The organism is Massilia aerilata (assembly GCF_042656905.1).
Taxonomy (GTDB): Bacteria; Pseudomonadota; Gammaproteobacteria; order Burkholderiales; family Burkholderiaceae_D; genus Telluria; species Telluria aerilata.
In genome coordinates this window covers 250,745-271,160 of the sequence record NZ_JBHSMZ010000015.1, presented here as the reverse complement: position 1 = coordinate 271,160, position 20,416 = coordinate 250,745, and the positions used below count along the sequence as shown (strand labels likewise).

Sequence of the window (20,416 nt, the reverse complement as noted above, 5' to 3'; positions counted from 1 at the left end):
TTTACTCGTTCACGGCGAAGGTGGCGACCGACTGCTGCAGGTCACCGGCCGCATACTGCAGCTGGTGCACGGCTTCGCTGGTGGCCTTCAGCGAGTCCACCGTTTGCTGCGTGGCGTCGGACAGCTGCATCATGGTGCCCGAAATCTGCGAGGCGCCCACGGCCTGCGACTGCATCCCCTGCAGCACCATGTCGAAGCGCGGCGCCAGCTTGCGCACCTGGTCCATCATGCCGGACAGCTGCTCGGCCACGTGGCGCGCTTCGCCGACGTTGCGCCGGATCTCTTCGGCGAATTTGTCCATGCCCATCACGCTGGCCGACACCGCCGACTGCATCTCCTTCAGCATCTGCTCGATGTCCCAGGTCGAGACCGAGGTCTGGTCGGCCAGGCGGCGGATTTCCGTCGCCACCACCGAGAAGCCGCGGCCCGCCTCGCCGGCCTTTTCGGCCTCGATCGCGGCGTTCAGCGACAGGATGTTGGTCTGGTCCGCCACCTTTGTGATTGTGGTCAGCACGCTGTTGATGTTGCTGGCTTTCTCGGACAGCGCGGCCAGCTTGGCGCCGATCGAATCGGTGGCGTTGACCATCTGCTGCATGGTGTGGTCCATGTGCTTCAGCTTGTCCTGGGCGTCGGCGGTGGCGCTGGTGGTGTAGTCGGCCACCTCGGTCGCTTCCTCCATGGTGCGCAGCAGCTGGGCGGTGTTGGCCGAGATCTCCCTGGTGGTGGCCAGCACCTCGACGCTGGTCTGGGCCTGTTCGATGCCGGTCGCTTCCTGCTGACGCGCGGAGGCCGCGATCTGGGTCGCCGAACTGGCCACCTGGATGCCGGCGCGCTGCACGTTGTTCAGCAGGCTGCGCAGGTTGCCCAGCATGGTCGCCAGGCCTTCGCCGAGGCGGCCGATGGCATCCTCGCCGCGGATCGTCACGTTGCCGGTCAGGTCGCCGCGCGCGGCCTTCGAGACCACTTCCAGCAGCGCGTCGACCTTGGCCCGCAATTCGTTGGTGGCGGCCAGTTCCTTGGCCTGGCTGTCCTCGATGGCCTGGGCCATGCGGTTGAATTCGAGCGCCACCGCGCCTAGCTCGTCGCGCGAGACCACGTCGGCGCGCGCGCCCTGGACGCCGGTGCCGAGCTTGCGCGCGGCTTCGCTCAGGCTGGCCAGCGGCCGCGAGATGGCGCGCACCAGCAGGGTGCCGATCAGGACCGCCAGCAGCACGCTCACCGCCGTGCCCAGGCTCAGGAGCAGGTCCATCGAACGCCGCAGCGCGCTCGACTCCTCGCTGCGCCGCGCCAGCAGGCGGTTCTCTTCGGCCTCGATCTCGCCCAGTACCTGGCGCATGGTGGCGACGTGGCCGGTGCCGGACAACACCGTCGTCTCGACCTGCGCCGTCACCGGCGCCAGCCCCCCCTTGCCGGCCTTGCGGCGCATTTCGATCTGCGGGCCGACCGACTGTTCCATCCAGGCCTTCAGCAGCGGTTCGACCTGCTTGAGCCGGTCATTCTGGGCCGGATTGTCGGTCGTCAGCGCGAACGCGCGGCGCAGGTGGCTGCGGGCGCTTTCGTGTTCGTTCTGGACCGGCGCGATCAGGGTCTCGTTGCCGGTCAGGACGTAGCCGCGGGTCGCGCTCTGGATCTGCAGCACCGCGGTGGAGACATGGTCGATCTCCAGCAGCACTTCAAGCGTATGGCGATCCCACTGGCGCGCCTCCGAGAGGCGCGCGAAGTTGTTATAGGCCAGGACCAGCATGAGCAGGATGATCGCGACGACGCCGCTGAAGCCGATCATCAGTTTTTTCTTGATATTCAGGTTGTGCATGGTGGATGTCAGCCGGAGGGGGCAGCCGCAGGGTCGGTTTCCGCAGGGGCAGAGCCCGGTTCATTCGGGTGGGCTCTGACCCCGGCGTTGTCGGCCGTCGAGCAGCCGAATGCAACGGGAATAGCGCCCAGCTCCGAATGTAACATCCCGATCGAATAATGGGGAAACAATGATGCGCTACCGCAACAACATTTGGTCACATTTCTCACGACAAGCCGATATTGAATATTAACGATAATGAGAATGATTCGCGTTTACTTCCATGTAAAGTTTTGTTAAAGTCGCTGGCGTTCGATTAACCCATTCATAACAACACCAAGCGACAACACCATGAACAAGCCGATCACCAGCCGCAAACACCGCATCACCCCGCGTCCCGCCGCCGCCCTCGCCATGCTGATGCTGCCGTTCGCCGCGCAAGCCGCGGACGGCGCCGCCACCGCCACCGGCGGCGCCGCCGAGGGCGGCTCGCCGCAGCGCGTCCACGTCCACGGCGCACGCGAGAACGAGTTCAAGGCGGACCAGGCTTCGTCCGCCAAATACACCCAGCCGCTGGTCGACACCCCGCAGACCGTCATCGTGATCAAGAAGGAGCTGATCGAGCAGCAGGGCGCGGTGACCCTGACCGAAGCGCTGCGCAACACGCCGGGCGTCGGCACCTTCTTCCTCGGCGAGAACGGCAACACGAATACCGGCGACGCCATCTACATGCGCGGCTTCGACAGCTCGGGCAGCCTGTTCGTGGATGGCATCCGCGACATCGGCTCGGTCTCGCGCGACGTCTTCAACATCGAGCAGATCGACGTCCTGAAAGGCCCGGCCGGCACCGACACCGGGCGCAGCGCGCCGACCGGTTCGATCAACCTGGCCACCAAGCAGCCGCAGCTCAAGAATTTCGGCCAGGCCGGCCTGGTTGCCGGCAGCGCGGAACGCAAGCGCGGCACCGTCGACCTCAACCGCGTACTGGACCACCGCCGCGGCATCGGCATGCGCCTCAATGTGCTGGACCAGGACAGCGGCAACCCGGCGCGCGACGCGGTCAAGGACCAGCGCTGGGCGCTGGCGCCCTCGGTCGCCTTCGGCCTGCGCGGTCCGACCCAGCTCTATCTCGACTACCTGCACGTCAGGCAGGACAACCGCCCGGACGGCGGCGTGCCCACCATCGGCCTGCCCGGCTACAGCAGCCCCGATCCCAAGCGCCCCTGGCTGGCCAACGCGGCAACCGTCGATCCGAAGAATTTCTATGGCGCGCTGTCGGACTTCGACCGCGTGCGGGCCGACATGTTCACCGCCATCCTCGACCACGAATTCAGCCGCGGCATGCGCCTGAAGAACACCACCCGCTACGGGAAGACAAAGCAGTTCTACCTGCTCAGCGCCTTCATGGGCAACACCGCCAACATCCTGACGCCGGCGCAGGCCGATCCCTCAGGCTGGACGCTGGCGCGTACCACCCGCACCATCAAGGACCAGGAAAACACCATCCTCGCCAACCAGACCACGCTGACCACGGAGTTCGGCACCGGCGCGCTGAAGCACACGCTGGTGTCGGGCCTCGATCTCGCCAACGAGAAGCAGAGCAACTGGAGCTACCTGGGCGGCGGCACGCTGCTGCCGGCTAACCTGTATCGCCCCGAGCCATCATCGCCGGTCACGGGCCTGAATCTGGTGCGCAGCGGCGCCCGCACGCAGGGTGAGACCACGACCGCGGCCGCCTGGCTGCTGGATACCGTCCGCATCGGCGAGCGCTGGCTGTTGGGCGCTTCGGCGCGGATCGACCACTTCGACACCAGCTACGATGCGGTGGCGCTGTCGACCGCGGCGGCGAATCCGAGCCTGCCCGTGGGGACCCCGGTTCCGACCCACGTCGAACTGGCGGACAGCCTGGTGAGCGGCAAGCTCTCGCTGCTGTACAAGCCGTCGGAAAATACGAGCGTGTACGCGCTGTGGGCCAACTCGAAGCAGCCGCCGGGTTCCAACCTGAGCCTGAGCACCAGCGCGAACAGCGCATCGAACCCGATCTTCGATCCGCAGGTGAGCACCACCACGGAGCTGGGCGCGAAATGGGAGCTGATGCAGAAGCGCCTTGGTCTGAACGCGGCCCTGTTCCGCACCGAGGTCAAGAACGAAGTCGAGCAGGACCCGGTGGACCTGAAGTACTACCAGACCGGCCGCAAGCGTGTGCAGGGCATCGAGTTGAGCGCGATCGGCGAGATCACGCGCAACTGGTCGCTCAGCGCCGGCTATACCTGGATGGACACCAGCGTCGAAGCCGGCAAGCTGACCGCGGCCAACGGCAGCAATGCGCTGACCTACACGCCGAAGTCGGCCTTCACCAGCTGGACCACCTACAGCTTCCCCTCCGGCCTGAAGATCGCCGGCGGCGCGCGCTACTCGGGCCGCCTGCTGCGTGGCACCGACGGTGCGGTCGGCACGCCGGCCTACACCGAGGATTACTGGGTGGCGGATGCGATGGCGTCTTACGCAGTGAACCGCTGGCTCGACCTGCGCCTGAACGTGTACAACCTGTTCGACAAACGCTATGTGGCGGCCATCAACAAGAGCGGCTACCGCTACACGCCAGGCGCGCCGCGCTGGGCCAGCGTGACGGCCAATTTCCACTTCCAATAGACGTCGTCCCCGCGCAGGCGGGGACCCAAGGCGAATTAACCGCGCTTGGCACGCGCCTTCGCGGCAATCCGCATGCGCAGCGCATTCAGCTTGATGAAGCCGCCCGCATCCGCCTGGTTGTAGGCGCCGCCGTCTTCGTCGAAGGTCGCGATGTTCATGTCGAACAGCGAATCGGTCTTCGAATCGCGCGAGACCACGATCACGTTGCCCTTGTAGAGCTTCACGCGGACCCAGCCGTTCACCGACTGCTGGGTGTGGTCGATCAGGGTCTGCAGCGCGACGCGCTCCGGCGCCCACCAGTAGCCGTTATAGATCAGCGAAGCGTAGCGCGGCATCAGGTCGTCCTTCAGGTGCGCCACTTCGCGGTCCAGGGTGATCGATTCGATCGCGCGGTGGGCGCGCAGCATGATGGTGCCGCCCGGGGTTTCGTAGCAGCCGCGCGACTTCATGCCGACGTAACGGTTCTCGACCAGGTCGAGGCGGCCGATGCCGTGCTTGCCACCCAGGCGATTCAGCTCGGTCAGCACCTGGGCAGGGCTCATCTTGACGCCGTTCAGGCCGACGATGTCGCCGCGCTCGTATTCGATGTCGAGGTATTCGGCCTGGTCCGGCGCCGCTTCCGGCGACACGGTCCAGCGCCACATCGATTCCTCGGCTTCCGCGCTCGGGTTTTCCAGGTGGCGGCCTTCGAAGGAGATGTGCAGCAGGTTGGCGTCCATCGAATAGGGCGCGCCGCCGTTCTTGTGCTTCATGTCGATCTCGATGCCGGCGTCTTCCGCGTACTTCAGCAGCTTTTCGCGCGACAGCAGGTCCCATTCGCGCCACGGGGCGATGATCTTGACGTCCGGCTTCAGCGCATAGGCGCCCAGCTCGAAGCGCACCTGGTCGTTGCCCTTGCCGGTCGCGCCGTGCGAGACGGCGTCGGCGCCGGTTTCATTCGCGATCTCGATCAGGCGCTTCGCGATCAGCGGACGCGCGATCGAGGTGCCCAGCAGGTATTCGCCTTCGTAGACGGTGTTCGCGCGGAACATCGGGAACACGAAGTCGCGCACGAATTCTTCGCGCACGTCGTCGATGTAGATGTTTTCCGGCTTGATGCCGAACTTGATGGCCTTGGCGCGCGCCGGTTCCAGCTCTTCACCTTGTCCCAGGTCGGCGGTGAAGGTGACGATTTCGCAGTTGTAGTGATCCTGCAGCCATTTGAGGATGACGGAGGTATCGAGGCCGCCGGAGTAGGCGAGGACTACTTTTTTAATGTCGCTCATGGGAGTTCCAGTGATTGAGAGAGGAGGGGATTTATGGTCAGCCGGCCGGGCATCGGGCCCGGCCTGACGATCAAGCTAGGGGTGATGCCTTATTTATCTTCGATGCGGCCCAGCAGCAGGTACTCGATCAGCGCCTTCTGCACGTGCAGCCGGTTCTCGGCTTCGTCCCACACCACCGATTGCGGGCCGTCGATGACTTCGGCCGCCACTTCCTCCCCGCGATGCGCGGGCAGGCAGTGCATGAACAGCGCGTCGGGTGCGGCACGCGCCATCTTGGCGCCGTCCACCATGAAGCCGTCGAAGGCTTTCAGGCGTTCGGCATTTTCTTTTTCGTAGCCCATGCTGGTCCACACGTCGGTGTTGACCAGGTGCGCGCCCTGGCAGGCATCCGACGGGCTCTCGAAGAAGGTGTAGTTCCTGGTATTCACCATGGCCGGATCGATGTCGTAGCCCTTCGGGGTCGACACGTTCAGGTGGAAGCCGAACACCTCGGCCGCCTGCAGCCACGAGTACAGCATGTTGTTGGCGTCGCCGATCCAGGCGACGGTCTTGCCGACGATGGAACCGCGGTGCTCGAAATAGGTGAACACGTCGGCCAGCACCTGGCAGGGATGGTGTTCGTTGGTCAGGCCGTTGATCACCGGGACCCGCGAATTCGCCGCGAAGCGCTCGATGATCTCCTGGCCGAAGGTGCGCACCATGATGATGTCGCACATGCGGCTCATGACCTGGCCGGCGTCTTCGACCGGCTCGCCGCGGCCCAACTGGCTGTCGCGGGTGTTCAGGTAGATCGCCGCGCCGCCCAGCTGGTGCATGCCGGCTTCGAAGCTCAAACGGGTACGGGTCGAGCTCTTCTCGAACACCATGACCAGGGTGCGGTCGACCAGCGGGTGGTAGACCTCGTAGGCCTTGAACTTGCGCTTGATGACGGCCGCGCGCTCGATCACGTACTCGAACTCGTCGCGGGAAAAGTCGGAGAACTGCAGGAAGTGCTTGATGGGGGTCTGGACAGCCATGTTATGTCGGGAATGCGGGAATCTGCCTGATTATATTCGATCAATACAAGGTTTGGGCCGACTCGTGCAGCAGCTGGGCATACAGCTCATGCCGGATCTTCGCGATCTTGCCTTCGTCGACCGCCGTCAGGATGGCGCACTGCGGCTCGGCCAGGTGGCGGCAATTGTAATATTTGCAGCCGCCGAGGAAGGGCTTGAACTCGACGAAGGCGCGCTCCAGCATGCCTTCCGTCAGGTGGTAGAGGCCGAATTCCTGGAAGCCCGGCGAGTCGATGATCTGGCCGCCGCCACTGCCTGGTAATCGATACAGGCGCGTGAAGGTGGTCGTGTGCTTGCCGGTGTCCAGCGCTTCTGAGATCTCGCGCACGGCGATGTCGGCGTCCGGCACCAGCAGGTTGATCAGCGAGGACTTGCCCATGCCCGACTGGCCGATGAAGATCGAGGACTCGCCTTCGAGCAGCGGCATCAGGGTCGCCACCGCGCCTGCCGGATCGGTCCTGGCCGAGACTTCGTGCAGCGGATAGCCGAGGCTCGCGTACAGGCCGGCGCGCTCGCGGGCGCGCGCCAGCGGCGCTTCGACGTCGACCTTGTTGAGGATCAGGTGGGCCTCGACGCCGGCCGCCTCGCAGGCCACCAGGGCGCGCGAGACCAGGTCGTCGGCGAAGCTCGGCTCGGTGGCGATGACGATGAACAGGCGCGTGACGTTTGCCGCCAGCAGCTTCGACTTGTACTGGTCGGAGCGGTAGAGCAGGGTCGTTTGCTCGGCGATCTTCTCGATCACGGCCTGGTTGTCCGAGGTGCGCTTCAGGTGCACGATGTCGCCGACCGCGACGTTGGTCTTCTTGCCGCGCGTGACGCACTGCAGGAATTCGGACGAAGCCGCGCCGCCGACGTCGGCCAGGTAGTGGCGGCCGTGGGCGGCGACGATGGTGCCGGTCAGTTCAGTGGTTTTGTTCATGCGCCGGCCCGCCCCGCGTACAGTGCGTCGGCCTTGGCGGCGCAGATGAAATCGTTCTCGCTGAGCTTGTGCCCGGCCGAGTGCGTGGTCCACGCGGCCGTGCAGCGGCGGTAGCCGACTTGCAGGTCCGGGTGGTGGTCTTCGCGGTGGACCATGAAGGCCAGTGCGTTCACGAATTCGATGGTCTCGTGGTAGTCGCGGAACAGGAATTCGCGCACCAGGCGCTTGCCGTCGGCCTGCCAGTCCGGCAACTGCGGCAGCAAAGCGGCGATGGCGGCATCGTCCAGCGCCGGCGCGCCGTGGGTGCAGTGGCGTTCGTTCAAGGGCAGGGCGGTGTTCATGCGGGCTCCATGCCGGCGGCGCCAGCCAGCGCACCTGCTTCATGCAGGCGCCGGATGCGGATCGAAGCCGGCGGATGCGAATCGTAGAAGGCCGAATGCAGCGGGTCCGGGGTCAGGGTCGAGGCATTGTCCTCGTACATCTTGACCAGGGCCGCGACCAATTCGCGCGCGTCGCTGTGGCTGGCGGCGAAGGCGTCGGCCTCGAACTCGTGCTTGCGCGAGGTGATGGACGTGAGCGGCGCGAACGGGAAGGTGAACACCGGCAGCACCAGCATGAACAGCAGCAGCGCCATCGCGTCGTTGTTCTGGCCCAGCAGCGGCAGCACGCCGAGGCCGGTGTAGAACCACACCTGGTTCTTCAGCCAGCCGAGCAGGGCCAGGAACACCAGCGACAGCGCGAACGCCACCACGATGCGCTTGACGATGTGCTTCAGCTTGAAGTGGCCCAGCTCGTGCGCCAGCACGGCTTCGATCTCGCTGGGCGCCAGGCGCTCGAGCAGGGTGTCGAAGAAGACGATGCGCTTGTTGGCGCCGAAACCCGAGAAATAGGCGTTGCCGTGGCTGGAGCGCTTGCTGCCGTCCATCACGAACAGGCCTTTGGAGGCGAAGCCGACGCGCGCCATCAGGCCCTCGATGCGGCTTTTCAGGCTCTCGTCGCCGAGTGGCGTGAACTTGTTGAACATCGGCGCGATGACGGTCGGGTAGAGCACCATCATCAAGAGCTGGAAGCCGCTGAACACCAGCCAGGCGTACAGCCACCACAGCGCGCCGGTGCGGTCCATCAGGGTCAGCACGACCCACAGCAGCGGCAGGCCGATGACCGCGCCCAGCAGCGTGCCCTTGACGGCATCGAGCAGCCACAGCTTGAGCGTCATCTTGTTGAAGCCGAAGCGCTGTTCGAGCACGAACTGGAACCAGTACGAGAAGGGCAGGTCGAGCACGCCGGCAATGACCGCATAGGCCACGACCAGGCCGATCTGGTGCGCCATGCCCGGCCCGGTCAGCTGCAGCAGCGCGATCGACAGCGCCTGCAGGCCGCCCAGCAGCGTGAAGCCGACCAGCACCAGGCCGCTCCACACCGCGTGCACCATGCCGTAGCGGGTCTTGGCGACCGTGTAGTCGGCGGCTTTCTGGTGCGCGGCGAGCGGGATCCGGCCGGCGAATTCGGCCGGCACCCGATCACGGTGACGCAGGACGTGGCGGACATGCCGGCTGGCCAGCCAGTACCGCAACACCAGGGTCAGCATGAAAAAAATGACGAACAAAACCGAAAACCCGAATGAAACCATCGTGTGCCTGTGAGAAAATGCAAGCTTTACCCTCGGGGTCAGAGCACGGTTTTCACGCTTGTGCTCTGACCTCGACTGAATATAGCCAAAGTACAGATTATGTCACAAGCCAACGAAACCCAAACCCCGACCGTCACCCCGCGCCCCAACGACATGAACCTCGTCTGGCTCGACATGGAAATGACCGGCCTCGATCCGGACAACGACCGCATCATCGAAGTGGCCGTGGTCGTCACCGACGCCGAGTTGAACGTCCTGGCCGAAGGCCCCGTGTTCGCCATCCACCAGAGCGACGAAACGCTCGACAAGATGGACAACTGGAACAAGGGCACCCACGGCAAATCGGGCCTGATCGACCGCGTGAAAGCCTCGACCGTGGACGAAGCCCAGGCCGAAGAGCAGCTGATCGCCTTCCTCAAGCAGTGGGTGCCGGCCAATAAATCGCCGATGTGCGGCAACTCGATCTGCCAGGACCGCCGCTTCATGGCGCGCGGCATGCCGAAGCTGGAAGCCTTCTTCCACTACCGCAACCTGGACGTCTCGACCCTGAAGGAACTGTGCCGCCGCTGGAAGCCGGAACTGGCCTCGGGCTTCAAGAAGGCCCAGAAGCACACCGCGCTGGCCGACATCGTCGAATCGATCGAGGAACTGCGCTACTACCGCGAGCACTTCATCAAACTGTAAATACGGCAATGTAGCATGGAAATTGTGAATTATTTCACAAGAAATGTGGAATAATTCCGCCATGGCTGACATTCTGCGCATTACCGCCGGGCTCGGCGACAGCGAGACGCGGCGCCTCCTCGGCGCCCGCGACTGGCATTCCTCTCCGCTGGGCCCGCCCGGGTCCTGGCCGCCCGAGCTGGCCACGGCCTTGTCCATGGTCCTCAGCTCGACCTTCCCGATGTTCCTGGTCTGGGGTCCGCAGCAGGTCTTCCTGTACAACGACGCCTACGTTCCCATCCTCGGCGACAAGCACCCGGCCGCCTTCGGCGAACAGTTCCAGCGCGTCTGGTGGGAGATCTGGGCCGACCTCGAGCCGATCGCCGAACGCGCCATGGCCGACCAGTCCTCCTATTTCGAGGACATGCCGCTCACCATGGAGCGCAAGGGCTATACCGAGCAAACGTACTTCACCTTCTCCTACTCGCCCCTGCACGACGGCGATGGCAGGGTCACGGGCGTGTACTGCACCTGCATCGAGACCACCGCCCGCGTCGAGGCCGAGCGCCGCGCCGCCTTCGAGCTGGCGCTGGCCGACGCGCTGCGGCCGCTGACCTCCAGCGAGGCGGCGATCGCCACCGCCAGCGCGCTGCTGGGCCGCGAGCTGGACGCCGGACACGTGATGTACGGCGAAGTCGACGAGGCGCGCGCCAGCTTCTACGTGCAGCGCGACTGGACCGCCGGCGGCAGCTCGGCCCTGTCCGGCAAGACCTTCTCGATCGCCGCCTTCGGCGAGGACGTGGCGGCGCGCGGGCGCGCGGGCGAGGTCATCGCGATCACCGACGTCCGCACGGACCCGCGCACCATGCCCTACCAGCAGGCCTACCTGTCGGCGATGGGCGTGTGTTCCAGCCTGCTGGTGCCGCTGGTGAAAGCCGGGCGCCTGCTGGCCTTCCTGGCGCTGGGGCACGCGCAGCCGCACCGCTGGAGCGAGGCCGAGATCGCGCTGGCGCGCAGCATGTCCGAGCGCCTGTGGAGCGCGGTGGACCTGGCGCGCGCCCACGAAGCCCTGCGCGAAGAGCGCGACCGCAGCCAGCTGATCCTCGATTCGATCGCCGAGGGCTTTGGCCTGATCGCGCCCGACTGGACCGTGCTGCAGATGAATGCCGAAGGCTTGCGGCTGGGCAGCCGCAGCGCTGCGCAGGTGATCGGTCACAAGCACTGGGACATCTGGCCGGAAGCACTGGACACCGAACTCGGGCGCATGTACGGCCGAGTCATGGACCAGCGGGTAGCGGGGAGCGCCGAATACCTGCACCGCATGGCGGACGGCAGCGAGCGCTATTACGAGGTGCGAGCCTATCCAACCAGCGGCGGTGGGCTGGTCAGCTTCTTCCTCGACATCACCGAACGCAAGCAGGCCGAGGAAAAGCTGCGCGCGGCCGACCAGCGCAAGGACGAATTCCTGGCCATGCTGGCGCACGAGCTGCGCAACCCGCTGGCGCCGATCAGCGCCGCGGCCGACCTCCTGAGAATCGGCCGCCTCGACGAGCAGCGCGTGCGCCAGAGCAGCGCCATCATCGGCCGCCAGGTGCGCCACATGACGTCCCTGGTCGACGATCTGCTGGACGTCTCGCGCGTCACGCGCGGGCTGGTGACGCTGGCGCGCGCGCCGGTATCGGCCCGCACCATCGTCGACGAAGCCATCGAGCAGGTGCGGCCGCTGTTCGAGACGCGCCGGCAGTCGCTGGCGGTCAGGCTGGTCGAGCCCGAGGCCACGGTCCTCGGCGACAAGGCGCGCCTGGTGCAGGTGCTGGCCAACCTGCTCAACAACGCGTCGAAATACACGCCCGAGGAAAAACGCATCGAGATCGAAGCCCGTGCCGAGGCGGGCGCCGACAGCCTGGTGCTGTCGGTGCGCGACGAGGGCATCGGCATGGAGAAGGAATTGACGGAGCGCGTGTTCGAGCTGTTCGCCCAGGCCCAGCGCTCATCCGACCGCTCGCAGGGCGGGCTCGGACTGGGCCTGGCCCTGGTCAAGAACCTGGTCGAGCTGCATGGCGGCGCGGTGGAGTGCGGCAGCCCGGGACCGGGCCGGGGCAGCACCTTCGCCGTGACGCTGCCGCTGATGCGGCAGCCGGCGCGCGGCGATGTCGAGCCGGGCGCTGCCGGCGCCGTGGCCCAGGACAGCAGTCCGCTGCGGGTGCTGGTGGTGGACGACAACGTCGACGCCGCGGCCACGCTGTCGATGCTGCTGGAAGCCTGCGGCTACGAGGTGATGGTGGAGAACGATTCGCTGCGCGCGCTGGCGCTGGCGAAGAAGGAATGCCCCGACGTGGGCCTGCTGGACATCGGCCTGCCCGAGATGGACGGCAACGAGCTGGCGCGCAGGCTGCGTCTCGAGCCCTGCACCCGGGCGATGCTGCTGGTGGCGGTCACCGGCTATGGGCAGGAGCAGGACCGCCGCGCCGCCCTGGAAGCCGGCTTCGACCATCATATGGTCAAGCCGGTCGACCTGGACAAGCTGGCGGCGATCCTGGCCGCCGCCACGAAGGCCTGAGTATCAGCGCATCTGGGTGTAGTTGACCGGCACCCAGCGGTAGCCCTTGCCCTGGGTCTGCAGGTGGCCCAGGCCGGGGAACTGCAGGTGGGCGCCGCCGATCAGCCAGCCGTTTTTGGCGGCGTCGTCGAACACCTTCTTGCGGGAGGCAGCGGCGGCCTTTTCGTCGCTGTCGAAGCCGATCGTGACCTGCGGATTGTCCATCTGGACCGCGGCCACGTGGATCAGGTCGCCGATCAGCACCAGCTTCTGGCCTTTGCTTTCCACCACATAGGTCGTGTGGCCCGGCGTATGGCCGGGTTCCGCCACCGCCGAGATGCCCGGCGCCAGCTCGCCGTTGCCGTCGATGGCCTTGAACTTGCCGGCCTGGACGTAGGGATTGATCGAGGCCATCGCGCCCTGGAAGGAGCCTTTCTTCTCTTTCGGCGCCTTGTCCATGTTCGCCTGGCTCAGCCAGAAGTCGGCGTCCGCCTTGCCGGCGCGGACCACGGCGTTCGGGAAGGTCCGCTGGCCGTCGCGGGCCAGCCCGCCGACGTGGTCGCCATGCATGTGGGTGATGTAGATCTCGTCGATCTGCTCCGGCTGGTAGCCGGCCGCCTTCAGGTTCTGCACGAACTTGCCGAGGGTCGGGCCGAACAGGGCGCCGGCGCCGGTGTCCACCAGCACCAGCTTGCTGCCGGTATTGACCAGGAAGGCGTTGTCCGAGGTTTCGGTCGGCACTTTCAGGAAGTTCTTTTCCAGCGTCGACCTGGTCTGCTCGGGCTTCTGGCGCAGCAGCTGGTCCATCGGCAGGTCGACGGTGCCGTCGCTGATCGGGGTGACTTCGACGTCGCCCACCATCACGCGGAAGAAGCCGGGGGCCGGGGTCTTGACCATCGGCGCCGCGGCGTGGGCGGCGGAAACGAGCGCCGCGGCGACGGCGACGGCGGAAAGGGTGCGCTTGAGCGGTTTCATCATGTTCTTGTCCTCAAGTGAAAATAGGCAATCGCGCGGATGCGCGTGTTGCCTATCGTACATGATTGTTCAGCAAAAAGCTGGAGCCGGCGCAGTGCTCAGCGCGGCTTTGTCAACGGCACGCGACGCAGCACGCGGCGCTCGTGCTCCTCGACATGCAGGCCGGCGGTCGCCTTGATCAGGTCGCTGCGGCTGACGATGCCCAACAGCCGCGGTTCGGCCGCGCTGGCCACCACCGGCAGGCGCTCGATGCCATGCACGGCCAGGCGGGTGGCGACGATGCGGCAGGTTTCGCCGGCCAGCGCATGCGGCGGCTTGTTGATGCCGAACAGCTGGCCGACCTTGGTGTCCATCGCCTGGCCCTCGAGCGCATCGCGGTCCAGCATGCCGACCAGCAGGCCGCCGCGCGTGACCGGGAAGCCGCGGTGCTTCTGCCCGGCGCCGAAGTGCGAGGCCAGCACGCTCGCGACCGTGGCGCCGGCGTCGACGCTCAGCACCTGGGCCGTCATCACCTCGGCCACGCTGTGGCGTTCGAGCGGATCGATGCCGTATTCGCGGTAGATGTGGTGGCCGCGGCGGGCGATCTTCTCGGTCAGGATCGAGCGGCCCATCGCCAGCACCGTGAAGCCGTAGGCGCCGGCGGCGGCGGCCAGCAGCGGCAGCAGGGCGTTGGCATCGTGGGTGAGTTCGAAGGCGAACACCACCGCCATCACCGGCGCCCGCATCATGCCGCCCAGGGTCGCGGCCATGAACACCAGTGGCCACAGGGCCGGCTCGGCGCCCGGCAGGAAAGGCGCAAGCAGGGAGCCGAGGCCGGCGCCCAGCATCAGCAGCGGCGCCAGCACGCCGCCCGAGGTGCCGGAGGCCAGCGCGATCAGCCAGATCACGAACTTCACGGCCAGCAGGGCCAGCACCGCGCCCATCGCCAGGTGGTTATGCAGAAGGTCGCCAATCACGTCGTAGCCCACGCCCAGCGCGCGCGGCTGGAAATAGCCGCCGATGCCGACCGCCAGCGCGCCCAGCGCCGGCCACCACATCCAGTGGATCGGCAGCTTGTGGAACCAGTCCTCGACACGGTAGAGCATGGTCGACATGGTCCACGACAGCGCGCCGCACAGCAGGCCGGCAACGAGGCAGGACAGCAGGGCGACCGGCGCCACCGGCATGGTCTGCAGCGGGAACAAGGGACCCGCTTCCATCGCCAGCGGGCGCAGGAAGCCGGCCACCGCGCAGGCCACGGCCACCGGCAGCAGGCTGCGCGGACGCAGTTCGAACAGCAGCAGCTCGACCGCCATCAGCACCGCCGCCACCGGGGTGCCGAACACCGCCGTCATGCCGGACACGGCGCCCGCGACCAGCAGCGACTTGCGCTCGCCGCCGGTCAGGTGGAAGTGCTGGGCGATCAGCGAGCCGATCGCGCCGCCGGTCATGATGATCGGGCCTTCGGCGCCGAAGGGGCCGCCGCTGCCGATCGCGATGCCGGAAGCCAGCGGCTTCAGCACCGCGACCTTGGGCGACATCGCGCTGTTCTTGAACAGGATCGCCTCGATCGCTTCCGGGATGCCGTGGCCGCGGATTTGTTCGGTGCCGTAGCGGGCGATCAGGCCGATGATCAGGCCGCCGATCACGGGCACGGCGATCACCCAGGCGCCCAGCGTTTGGTTGGCGGGCGAGAGGTCGGTGATCGAGAAGCGCTGGTAAAAGAACAGGTCGGTGAAGAAGCGGATCAGCAGCAGCAGCACGTGGGCGGCTAGCACGGCAAGGCCGCCGATGACGGCGGCGATCGCCGTGATGCGCAGCAGCCGCAGGTCGCCGGAAAAGTCGCGGCGTTCGGGTAGATGGTGATGGGGTACGGACATGTCGGGTTTCGTGACTCGGTCAGGGCAGGTTGGGAATCGTGAAGACGCCTTGCAGGGCGCGCAGTTCGGCGCGGTGGACTTCGGCCAGGCGCGTGAGAATGTCTTCGCCGGCGGGCAGCAGGTGCACTTCGACGCGGCGCCGGTCATCCAGGTTGGCGCGGCGTTCGACCAGGCCGGCTTCCTCGCAGCGCGTCACCAGCGCGACCACGCCGTGCTGCTTGGCCTGCAGGCGCTCGGCCAGCTCGCCGATGGTCGCCCACTCGCGGTTTTTATAACCCTTGATGTGCAGGAGCAGCAGGTACTGCAGCGGCGTGATGCCTTCCGCCTGGACGGCGTTTTCCGAGAAGTGCTCGTAGCGGCGCATCTGGTAGCGGAATTCGGAGAGGGCGGCGAAATCGGATTTGGCGAGGGGCTTCTTCACTTGGCGGTGTGCTGGCAGGGAGGAGCCGAATAATATATCATATCGTGATGTATTTTTTGAAGAAGTCCCATCTTGGATCACGCATTGAACTGGTTGCGCGCCTTCGTCCCGCAACGTAATACCGTCCCGCGTCACGAAAGGATGCGTTCCGTGGCAGGCGCCCTGATCGGCCTGCTGCTGACCGCCGGTCTCAGCATGCACCTGCTCGGCACGGCGACCCTGCCGCTGGCCCCGCAGTTGCCTCTCATTGCGCCGATGGGCGCTTCGGCCGTGCTGCTGTTCTGCGTGCCGGCCAGCCCGCTGGCCCAGCCCTGGTCGGTCATCGGCGGCAATACCATCTCGGCCCTGGTCGGCATCGCCTGCGCCAAGGCGATCGGCAATCCGCTGCTGGCGGCGCCGCTGGCCGGCTCGCTGGCGATCCTGGTGATGTTCCTGCTGCGTTGCCTGCACCCGCCCAGCGGCGCGGTGGCGCTGACCACGGTGCTGGGCGGCCCGGCCGTGCACGCCGCCGGCTTCGGCTTCGCCTTCGTGCCGGTGTGCCTGAACTCGGCCCTGATCGTGCTGGTGGCGCTGGTCTTCAACAACCTGACCGGGCGGCGCTATCCGCACACCCAGCAGTCGATGCTGAATAACGTGCACGCCACGCGCGACCCGGTGCCGACCGCGCGCATCGGCTTCACCAAGGAAGACCTGGACGCTGCGCTGGCGCGCTACGGCCAGGTGCTGGACATCAGCCGCGACGACCTCGAAGAGATCCTGCTGGAGACCGAAGCCCAGGCCTACGGGCGCCGCTTCGGCGTCGTGACCTGCGGCGCCATCATGTCGAAGGATGCGGTGACGGTGCGGCCGGGCATGCCGCTGCCTGATGCCTGGACCCTGCTGCGCCGCCATGCCCTGCACGCGCTGCCGGTGCTGGACAAGGCCGGGCACGTGGTCGGCGTGGTCGGCCAGAACGATTTCCTGCACCACCTGGGCCTGGACGACTACCAGACCCTGGGCGAACGCCTGCGCGGCGTGGTCGGCCACCTGTTCTCCATGCGCGGCGAGCGCCCCGCCAAAGTGGTCGAGATCATGCACCGCCAGGTCCAGACCGTGGCCGTGGACGACCCGATCGCGGAACTGGTGCCCCTGATGAGCAACCGCGGCCTGCACCACATCCCGGTGGTGGACGCCCGCGGCATCTTCGCCGGCGTGGTCAGCCAATCGGATTTGCTGGCGGCGCTGTTCGAGGGCAAGCTGATGGACACTGCGTAAAATCAAACCGGGGTCAGAGCCCCAATTTTGGCAAGATCTCGGAAAATATTTCCAAAAATCGGGCTCTGACCCCGGTTTTTAGGAGACCACCAGCAAGTCGCTCACAGACGGCGGCGCGGCCGCGGCGGGCATCAAGTCGGGCGAGCTGAAACCGGGGCGCAGCTGGCGCCAGGTGCTGCGCCAGGGGAGAGTGTCGACGACCTCTGCACCCTGCATCCGGTGATGACGGGCAGGGTGGAAGTCAAAGCGGAGCTCAGGCCTGCTCGGCGCCGCAGCACTTCTTGAACTTCTTGCCGCTGCCGCAGGGGCAGTCGTCGTTGCGGCCGACCTTCGGCTGCTCGTGGCGCACGGTTTCGACCGCGGCCTTGCGGCGCGGCAGCCAGAAGCGGTGGATGGCGGGCAGGTTGGCTTCGATGTCCAGCGCCAGCTTGTGGGCCAGGCGCGGGTCCTCGACTTCAGGCAGTTCGCTTTCCTCGATCTCGTCGGCGCCCAGCAGGTAGATCGGGCGCATCATGGCGCCGGCTTCCGAGTCCCAGATTTCGTCCCAGGCGCCGGGACGCAGGTCCATGCCTTCCCAGAAGCCCCAGCACCAGGCTTCGGCGTCGATCAGGGTCTCGCCGTCGACTTCATGCTCGACGTAGAGCGGCTCGAATTCCTTGGGCGCGACCTCGAAGGTGATCAGCACTTCGTTCATGAAGCGCATGATCAGGTTGACGATGCGCTGCTCTTCCTTCGGGTTCTTCCATTTCGGCGCGGCGCCGTCCTCGCCCCAGACGCGCGGCAGCCACTCGGCCGGCATGATGGATTCCGGGCCGATCGCGATCGCGGTCAGGTAGCCGTGCAGGGTATCCATCGTCATCGCGCCTTCCGGGCTGCGTTCGGACAGCAGGAAGTTGTCGAGATCGTCGAATTCTTTGTCGCTGAGGGGCTGTTCGAGTTGCATGTGTGTTCCAGGTGATTCCGTTCTTTGAAGGCGCCAGTTTAACCCTTGCGGCGGCGGGCTGGCGTAAAAAAGCGCGCGGACGGACCATGAAGCCGTCGGCGCGCAAACGGAAAACCTGTGAATGTCGCTGCGTGCTGCGCTATCAGTGCTTGACGTCGAAGGCCTTCTTCAGGGCGTCGGCCGCATACTGCTCGGCGTCCTTAGCCTTCGGCACCACGGCCCCCATGCCGAAGAATTCGTGGGTCACGCCGCTGTATTCCTTGTAGTCGACTTTCACGCCGTCCTTCTTGAGCTTGTCGGCGTAGGCCTTGCCCTCGGTGAGCAGCGGGTCGATCTCGGCGGCGACGATGGTGGCCGGCGGCAGGCCCTTCAGCGTCGCCGCTTTCATCGGCAGCGCGTAGGCGTTGGCCGGGTCGCCCTGGTAGTGCTTGAAGAACCAGGCCATCATCGCCTTGTTGAGCGGCTTGGCATTCGCGTTGCGCTGGTAGGAAGCATTGTTCATGTCGTTGTCGACCACCGGGTAGACCAGCAGCTGGTGCACCGGCATCTGCGCCTTTTTATCGCGCGCCATCATCGACACCACGGTGGCCAGGTTGCCGCCCGCCGATTCGCCGCCGACCGCCACGCGCGCCGGATCGCCGTTGAATTCTTTCGCATGCTGGATGGTCCAGAGGTAGGCCGCGTAGGCGTCGTTCGGCGCGGCCGGGAACTTGTGTTCAGGCGCCTGGCGGTAGTCGACCGCGACCATGATCGCCTTGGCCATCTTCGCCAGCGCGCGCGGCGAGGCCTCGTAGACCTTGGTATCGGCGATCACGAAGCCGCCGCCGTGGTAGTAGACCATCACCGGGAACGGGCCCTTGCCCTCGGGCGTGAAGATGTGCACCGGGATGCTGCCGCCCTCGACCGGCACCGTCATGTCCTTGACCGTCACGCCCGCTTCCGGCGCCGTGCTTTTCTTCTCGTCGGCCAGCACCTTCCTGACCGCGTCGGCCGGGGTCGGCTGCTTGCGCGCTTCCTCCGGGCTCAGGGTTTCGATCGGCTTGCCGTTCAGCGATTTCAGGGCGTCCAGCACCTTCTGCATATGGGCTTCGGCCTTGGGCGGCTGGGCGGCGTCCTGGGCCATGGCGGCGTTGCAGGCGAGGGCGGCGGCGAGCGCGCTCAGTGTGAAGGCGGTCCTTGTCATGTTTTCTCCAGAATGGGTTCAGGCCTCCATGACACCCGGGGGCCGGCGATTTCTCGGTACGTCCACGCACACTGCAAGCGCAATCCCTGTCAAAACCGGCAAATTTATTCTCGATTCGATGCCTTATAGAAAAAATATGGCCTTCTGAAACGGGCTGATGCATAAATTCAGCAAAACTGAATGCATGGTGCGCCCATCTGCCGCCGGCCTTACAATGGCGGCATGGAAGATCAAACGGCAACACATCCTTTTTCACGTCTCGATCCGCTGATGGTGCTGGATGCGGTCGACAGCGTGGGCTTGCGCGGCGACGGCCGCCTGCTGGCACTGAACAGCTACGAAAACCGGGTCTACCGGGTCGGCCGCGAAGAGGGCCAGCCGGTGGTGGTCAAGTTCTACCGCCCCGAGCGCTGGAGCGACGCCGCCATCCTCGAGGAACACGCGTTTACCGAAGAGCTGGCGCGGGCCGAGGTGCCGGTGGTGCCGGCCGAGGTGCTGGACGGCCGCACGCTGCACGAGTTCGGCGGCTTCCGCTTCGCCGTCTTCCCCAGCCGCGGCGGGAGGGCGCCCGAGCTGTCCGACCCCAAGGTGCTGGAGTGGACCGGGCGCTTCATCGGCCGCATCCACGCGGTCGGCGCCTTGAAAGCTTTCGGGCAGCGCCCGGCGCTGAACCTCGACACCTTCGGCCGCGCACCGCGCGCCTGGCTGCTGGGCCACGGTTTCATCCCGCACGAACTGCTGGGCGCCTACGCCAGCGTGATCGACCAGGCGCTGGACGGCGTGGCGCGCTGTTTCGACCGCGCCGGCGAGCTGCCGCTGCTGCGCCTGCACGGCGATTGCCACGCCGGCAACGTGCTATGGACCGGCGACGGCCCGCACTTCGTCGACTTCGACGATGCACGCATGGGCCCGGCCGTACAGGACCTGTGGATGCTGCTCTCGGGCGAGCGCCAGGAAATGGTGCGCCAGATGGGCGACGTGCTGGCCGGCTACGAAGACTTCTGCGATTTCGACCCGCGCCAGCTCCATCTGGTCGAGGCCTTGCGGACCCTGCGCCTGATCCACTATTCGGCCTGGCTGGCGATGCGTTGGGACGACCCGGCATTTCCGGCGGCTTTCCCCTGGTTCAATACCCAGCGTTACTGGCAGGACCGGATTCTGGAGCTGCGGGAACAGATCTCATTAATGGATGAGCCGCCCCTGTGGCCGGTTTGATCGCCTGAATTGGCGGGCAAACGCCGCTGTGTTCGGCGTGACAGGATTTCC

At 66.2% G+C, this 20,416-nt stretch carries 16 protein-coding genes; 5 read left to right on the top strand and 11 right to left on the bottom strand.

Going from position 1 to position 20,416, the window contains the following annotated elements:
• Window position 1: 1 nt before the first annotated feature.
• Entirely contained in the window at window positions 2-1,813 is a 1,812-nt protein-coding gene (locus tag ACFPO9_RS18885; RefSeq protein WP_379773393.1) for a methyl-accepting chemotaxis protein, read from the bottom strand.
• Window positions 1,814-2,143: 330 nt separating this feature from the next.
• Here ACFPO9_RS18885 and ACFPO9_RS18880 point away from each other — a divergent pair, with 330 nt between their 5' ends.
• Entirely contained in the window at window positions 2,144-4,444 is a 2,301-nt protein-coding gene (locus ACFPO9_RS18880; RefSeq protein WP_379773390.1) for a catecholate siderophore receptor Fiu, read from the top strand.
• A gap of 35 nt (window positions 4,445-4,479) precedes the next feature.
• Here the strand turns inward: ACFPO9_RS18880 and ACFPO9_RS18875 are convergent, their stop codons facing one another.
• The 5 genes from ACFPO9_RS18875 to ACFPO9_RS18855 all read right to left on the bottom strand — a co-directional run bounded on the left by ACFPO9_RS18875 (window position 4,480) and on the right by ACFPO9_RS18855 (window position 9,313).
• Complete coding sequence (locus ACFPO9_RS18875; protein WP_379773388.1) at window positions 4,480-5,709, bottom strand: argininosuccinate synthase; 1,230 nt, start codon at window positions 5,707-5,709, stop codon at window positions 4,480-4,482.
• Window positions 5,710-5,798: 89 nt separating this feature from the next.
• Complete coding sequence (gene argF, locus ACFPO9_RS18870; protein WP_379773385.1) at window positions 5,799-6,725, bottom strand: ornithine carbamoyltransferase; 927 nt, start codon at window positions 6,723-6,725, stop codon at window positions 5,799-5,801.
• A gap of 40 nt (window positions 6,726-6,765) precedes the next feature.
• Window positions 6,766-7,683: a ribosome small subunit-dependent GTPase A gene (gene rsgA, locus ACFPO9_RS18865; RefSeq protein ID WP_379773382.1), complete on the bottom strand. Its 918-nt coding sequence runs from the start codon at window positions 7,681-7,683 to the stop codon at window positions 6,766-6,768.
• Window positions 7,680-8,024: a 4a-hydroxytetrahydrobiopterin dehydratase gene (locus ACFPO9_RS18860; protein WP_379773379.1), complete on the bottom strand. Its 345-nt coding sequence runs from the start codon at window positions 8,022-8,024 to the stop codon at window positions 7,680-7,682. The genes rsgA and ACFPO9_RS18860 overlap by 4 nt, the downstream gene beginning before the upstream one ends.
• Window positions 8,021-9,313, bottom strand: coding sequence for a M48 family metallopeptidase (locus ACFPO9_RS18855; protein ID WP_379773376.1), 1,293 nt, complete (start codon window positions 9,311-9,313; stop codon window positions 8,021-8,023). Before ACFPO9_RS18855 ends, ACFPO9_RS18860 begins: the two co-directional genes overlap by 4 nt.
• 99 nt (window positions 9,314-9,412) lie before the next feature.
• On the opposite strand from ACFPO9_RS18855, the gene orn reads away from it, so the two are divergent.
• Window positions 9,413-9,997 (top strand): oligoribonuclease, encoded by a 585-nt coding sequence (gene orn / locus ACFPO9_RS18850; RefSeq protein WP_379773375.1) that lies wholly within the window; start codon window positions 9,413-9,415, stop codon window positions 9,995-9,997.
• Window positions 9,998-10,058: 61 nt separating this feature from the next.
• Window positions 10,059-12,536, top strand: a complete 2,478-nt coding sequence (locus ACFPO9_RS18845) for a hybrid sensor histidine kinase/response regulator (RefSeq protein WP_379773372.1) — start codon at window positions 10,059-10,061, stop codon at window positions 12,534-12,536.
• 3 nt (window positions 12,537-12,539) lie between these two features.
• On the opposite strand, the gene ACFPO9_RS18840 is transcribed toward ACFPO9_RS18845, so the two are convergent.
• The 3 genes from ACFPO9_RS18840 to ACFPO9_RS18830 form a co-directional block, all read right to left on the bottom strand.
• Window positions 12,540-13,490 carry an MBL fold metallo-hydrolase gene (locus ACFPO9_RS18840; protein ID WP_379773707.1) on the bottom strand — a complete coding sequence of 317 codons (951 nt, stop codon included), beginning with the start codon at window positions 13,488-13,490 and terminating at the stop codon, window positions 12,540-12,542.
• 98 nt (window positions 13,491-13,588) lie between these two features.
• Complete coding sequence (locus ACFPO9_RS18835) at window positions 13,589-15,349, bottom strand: chloride channel protein (protein ID WP_379773370.1); 1,761 nt, start codon at window positions 15,347-15,349, stop codon at window positions 13,589-13,591.
• Between the two features lie 19 nt (window positions 15,350-15,368).
• Window positions 15,369-15,713 carry a MarR family winged helix-turn-helix transcriptional regulator gene (locus ACFPO9_RS18830; RefSeq protein WP_379773705.1) on the bottom strand — a complete coding sequence of 115 codons (345 nt, stop codon included), beginning with the start codon at window positions 15,711-15,713 and terminating at the stop codon, window positions 15,369-15,371.
• A 129-nt stretch (window positions 15,714-15,842) separates the two neighbouring features.
• On the opposite strand from ACFPO9_RS18830, the gene ACFPO9_RS18825 reads away from it, so the two are divergent.
• Window positions 15,843-17,024: an HPP family protein gene (locus ACFPO9_RS18825; RefSeq protein ID WP_465263312.1), complete on the top strand. Its 1,182-nt coding sequence runs from the start codon at window positions 15,843-15,845 to the stop codon at window positions 17,022-17,024.
• 253 nt (window positions 17,025-17,277) lie between these two features.
• Here the strand turns inward: ACFPO9_RS18825 and ACFPO9_RS18820 are convergent, their stop codons facing one another.
• Window positions 17,278-17,967: a UPF0149 family protein gene (locus ACFPO9_RS18820; protein WP_379773364.1), complete on the bottom strand. Its 690-nt coding sequence runs from the start codon at window positions 17,965-17,967 to the stop codon at window positions 17,278-17,280.
• Between the two features lie 142 nt (window positions 17,968-18,109).
• Window positions 18,110-19,150 carry an alpha/beta hydrolase gene (locus ACFPO9_RS18815; protein WP_379773362.1) on the bottom strand — a complete coding sequence of 347 codons (1,041 nt, stop codon included), beginning with the start codon at window positions 19,148-19,150 and terminating at the stop codon, window positions 18,110-18,112.
• Between the two features lie 222 nt (window positions 19,151-19,372).
• On the opposite strand from ACFPO9_RS18815, the gene ACFPO9_RS18810 reads away from it, so the two are divergent.
• Window positions 19,373-20,365 (top strand): serine/threonine protein kinase, encoded by a 993-nt coding sequence (locus ACFPO9_RS18810; RefSeq protein ID WP_379773359.1) that lies wholly within the window; start codon window positions 19,373-19,375, stop codon window positions 20,363-20,365.
• The last annotated feature ends 51 nt before the right edge of the window (window positions 20,366-20,416 follow it).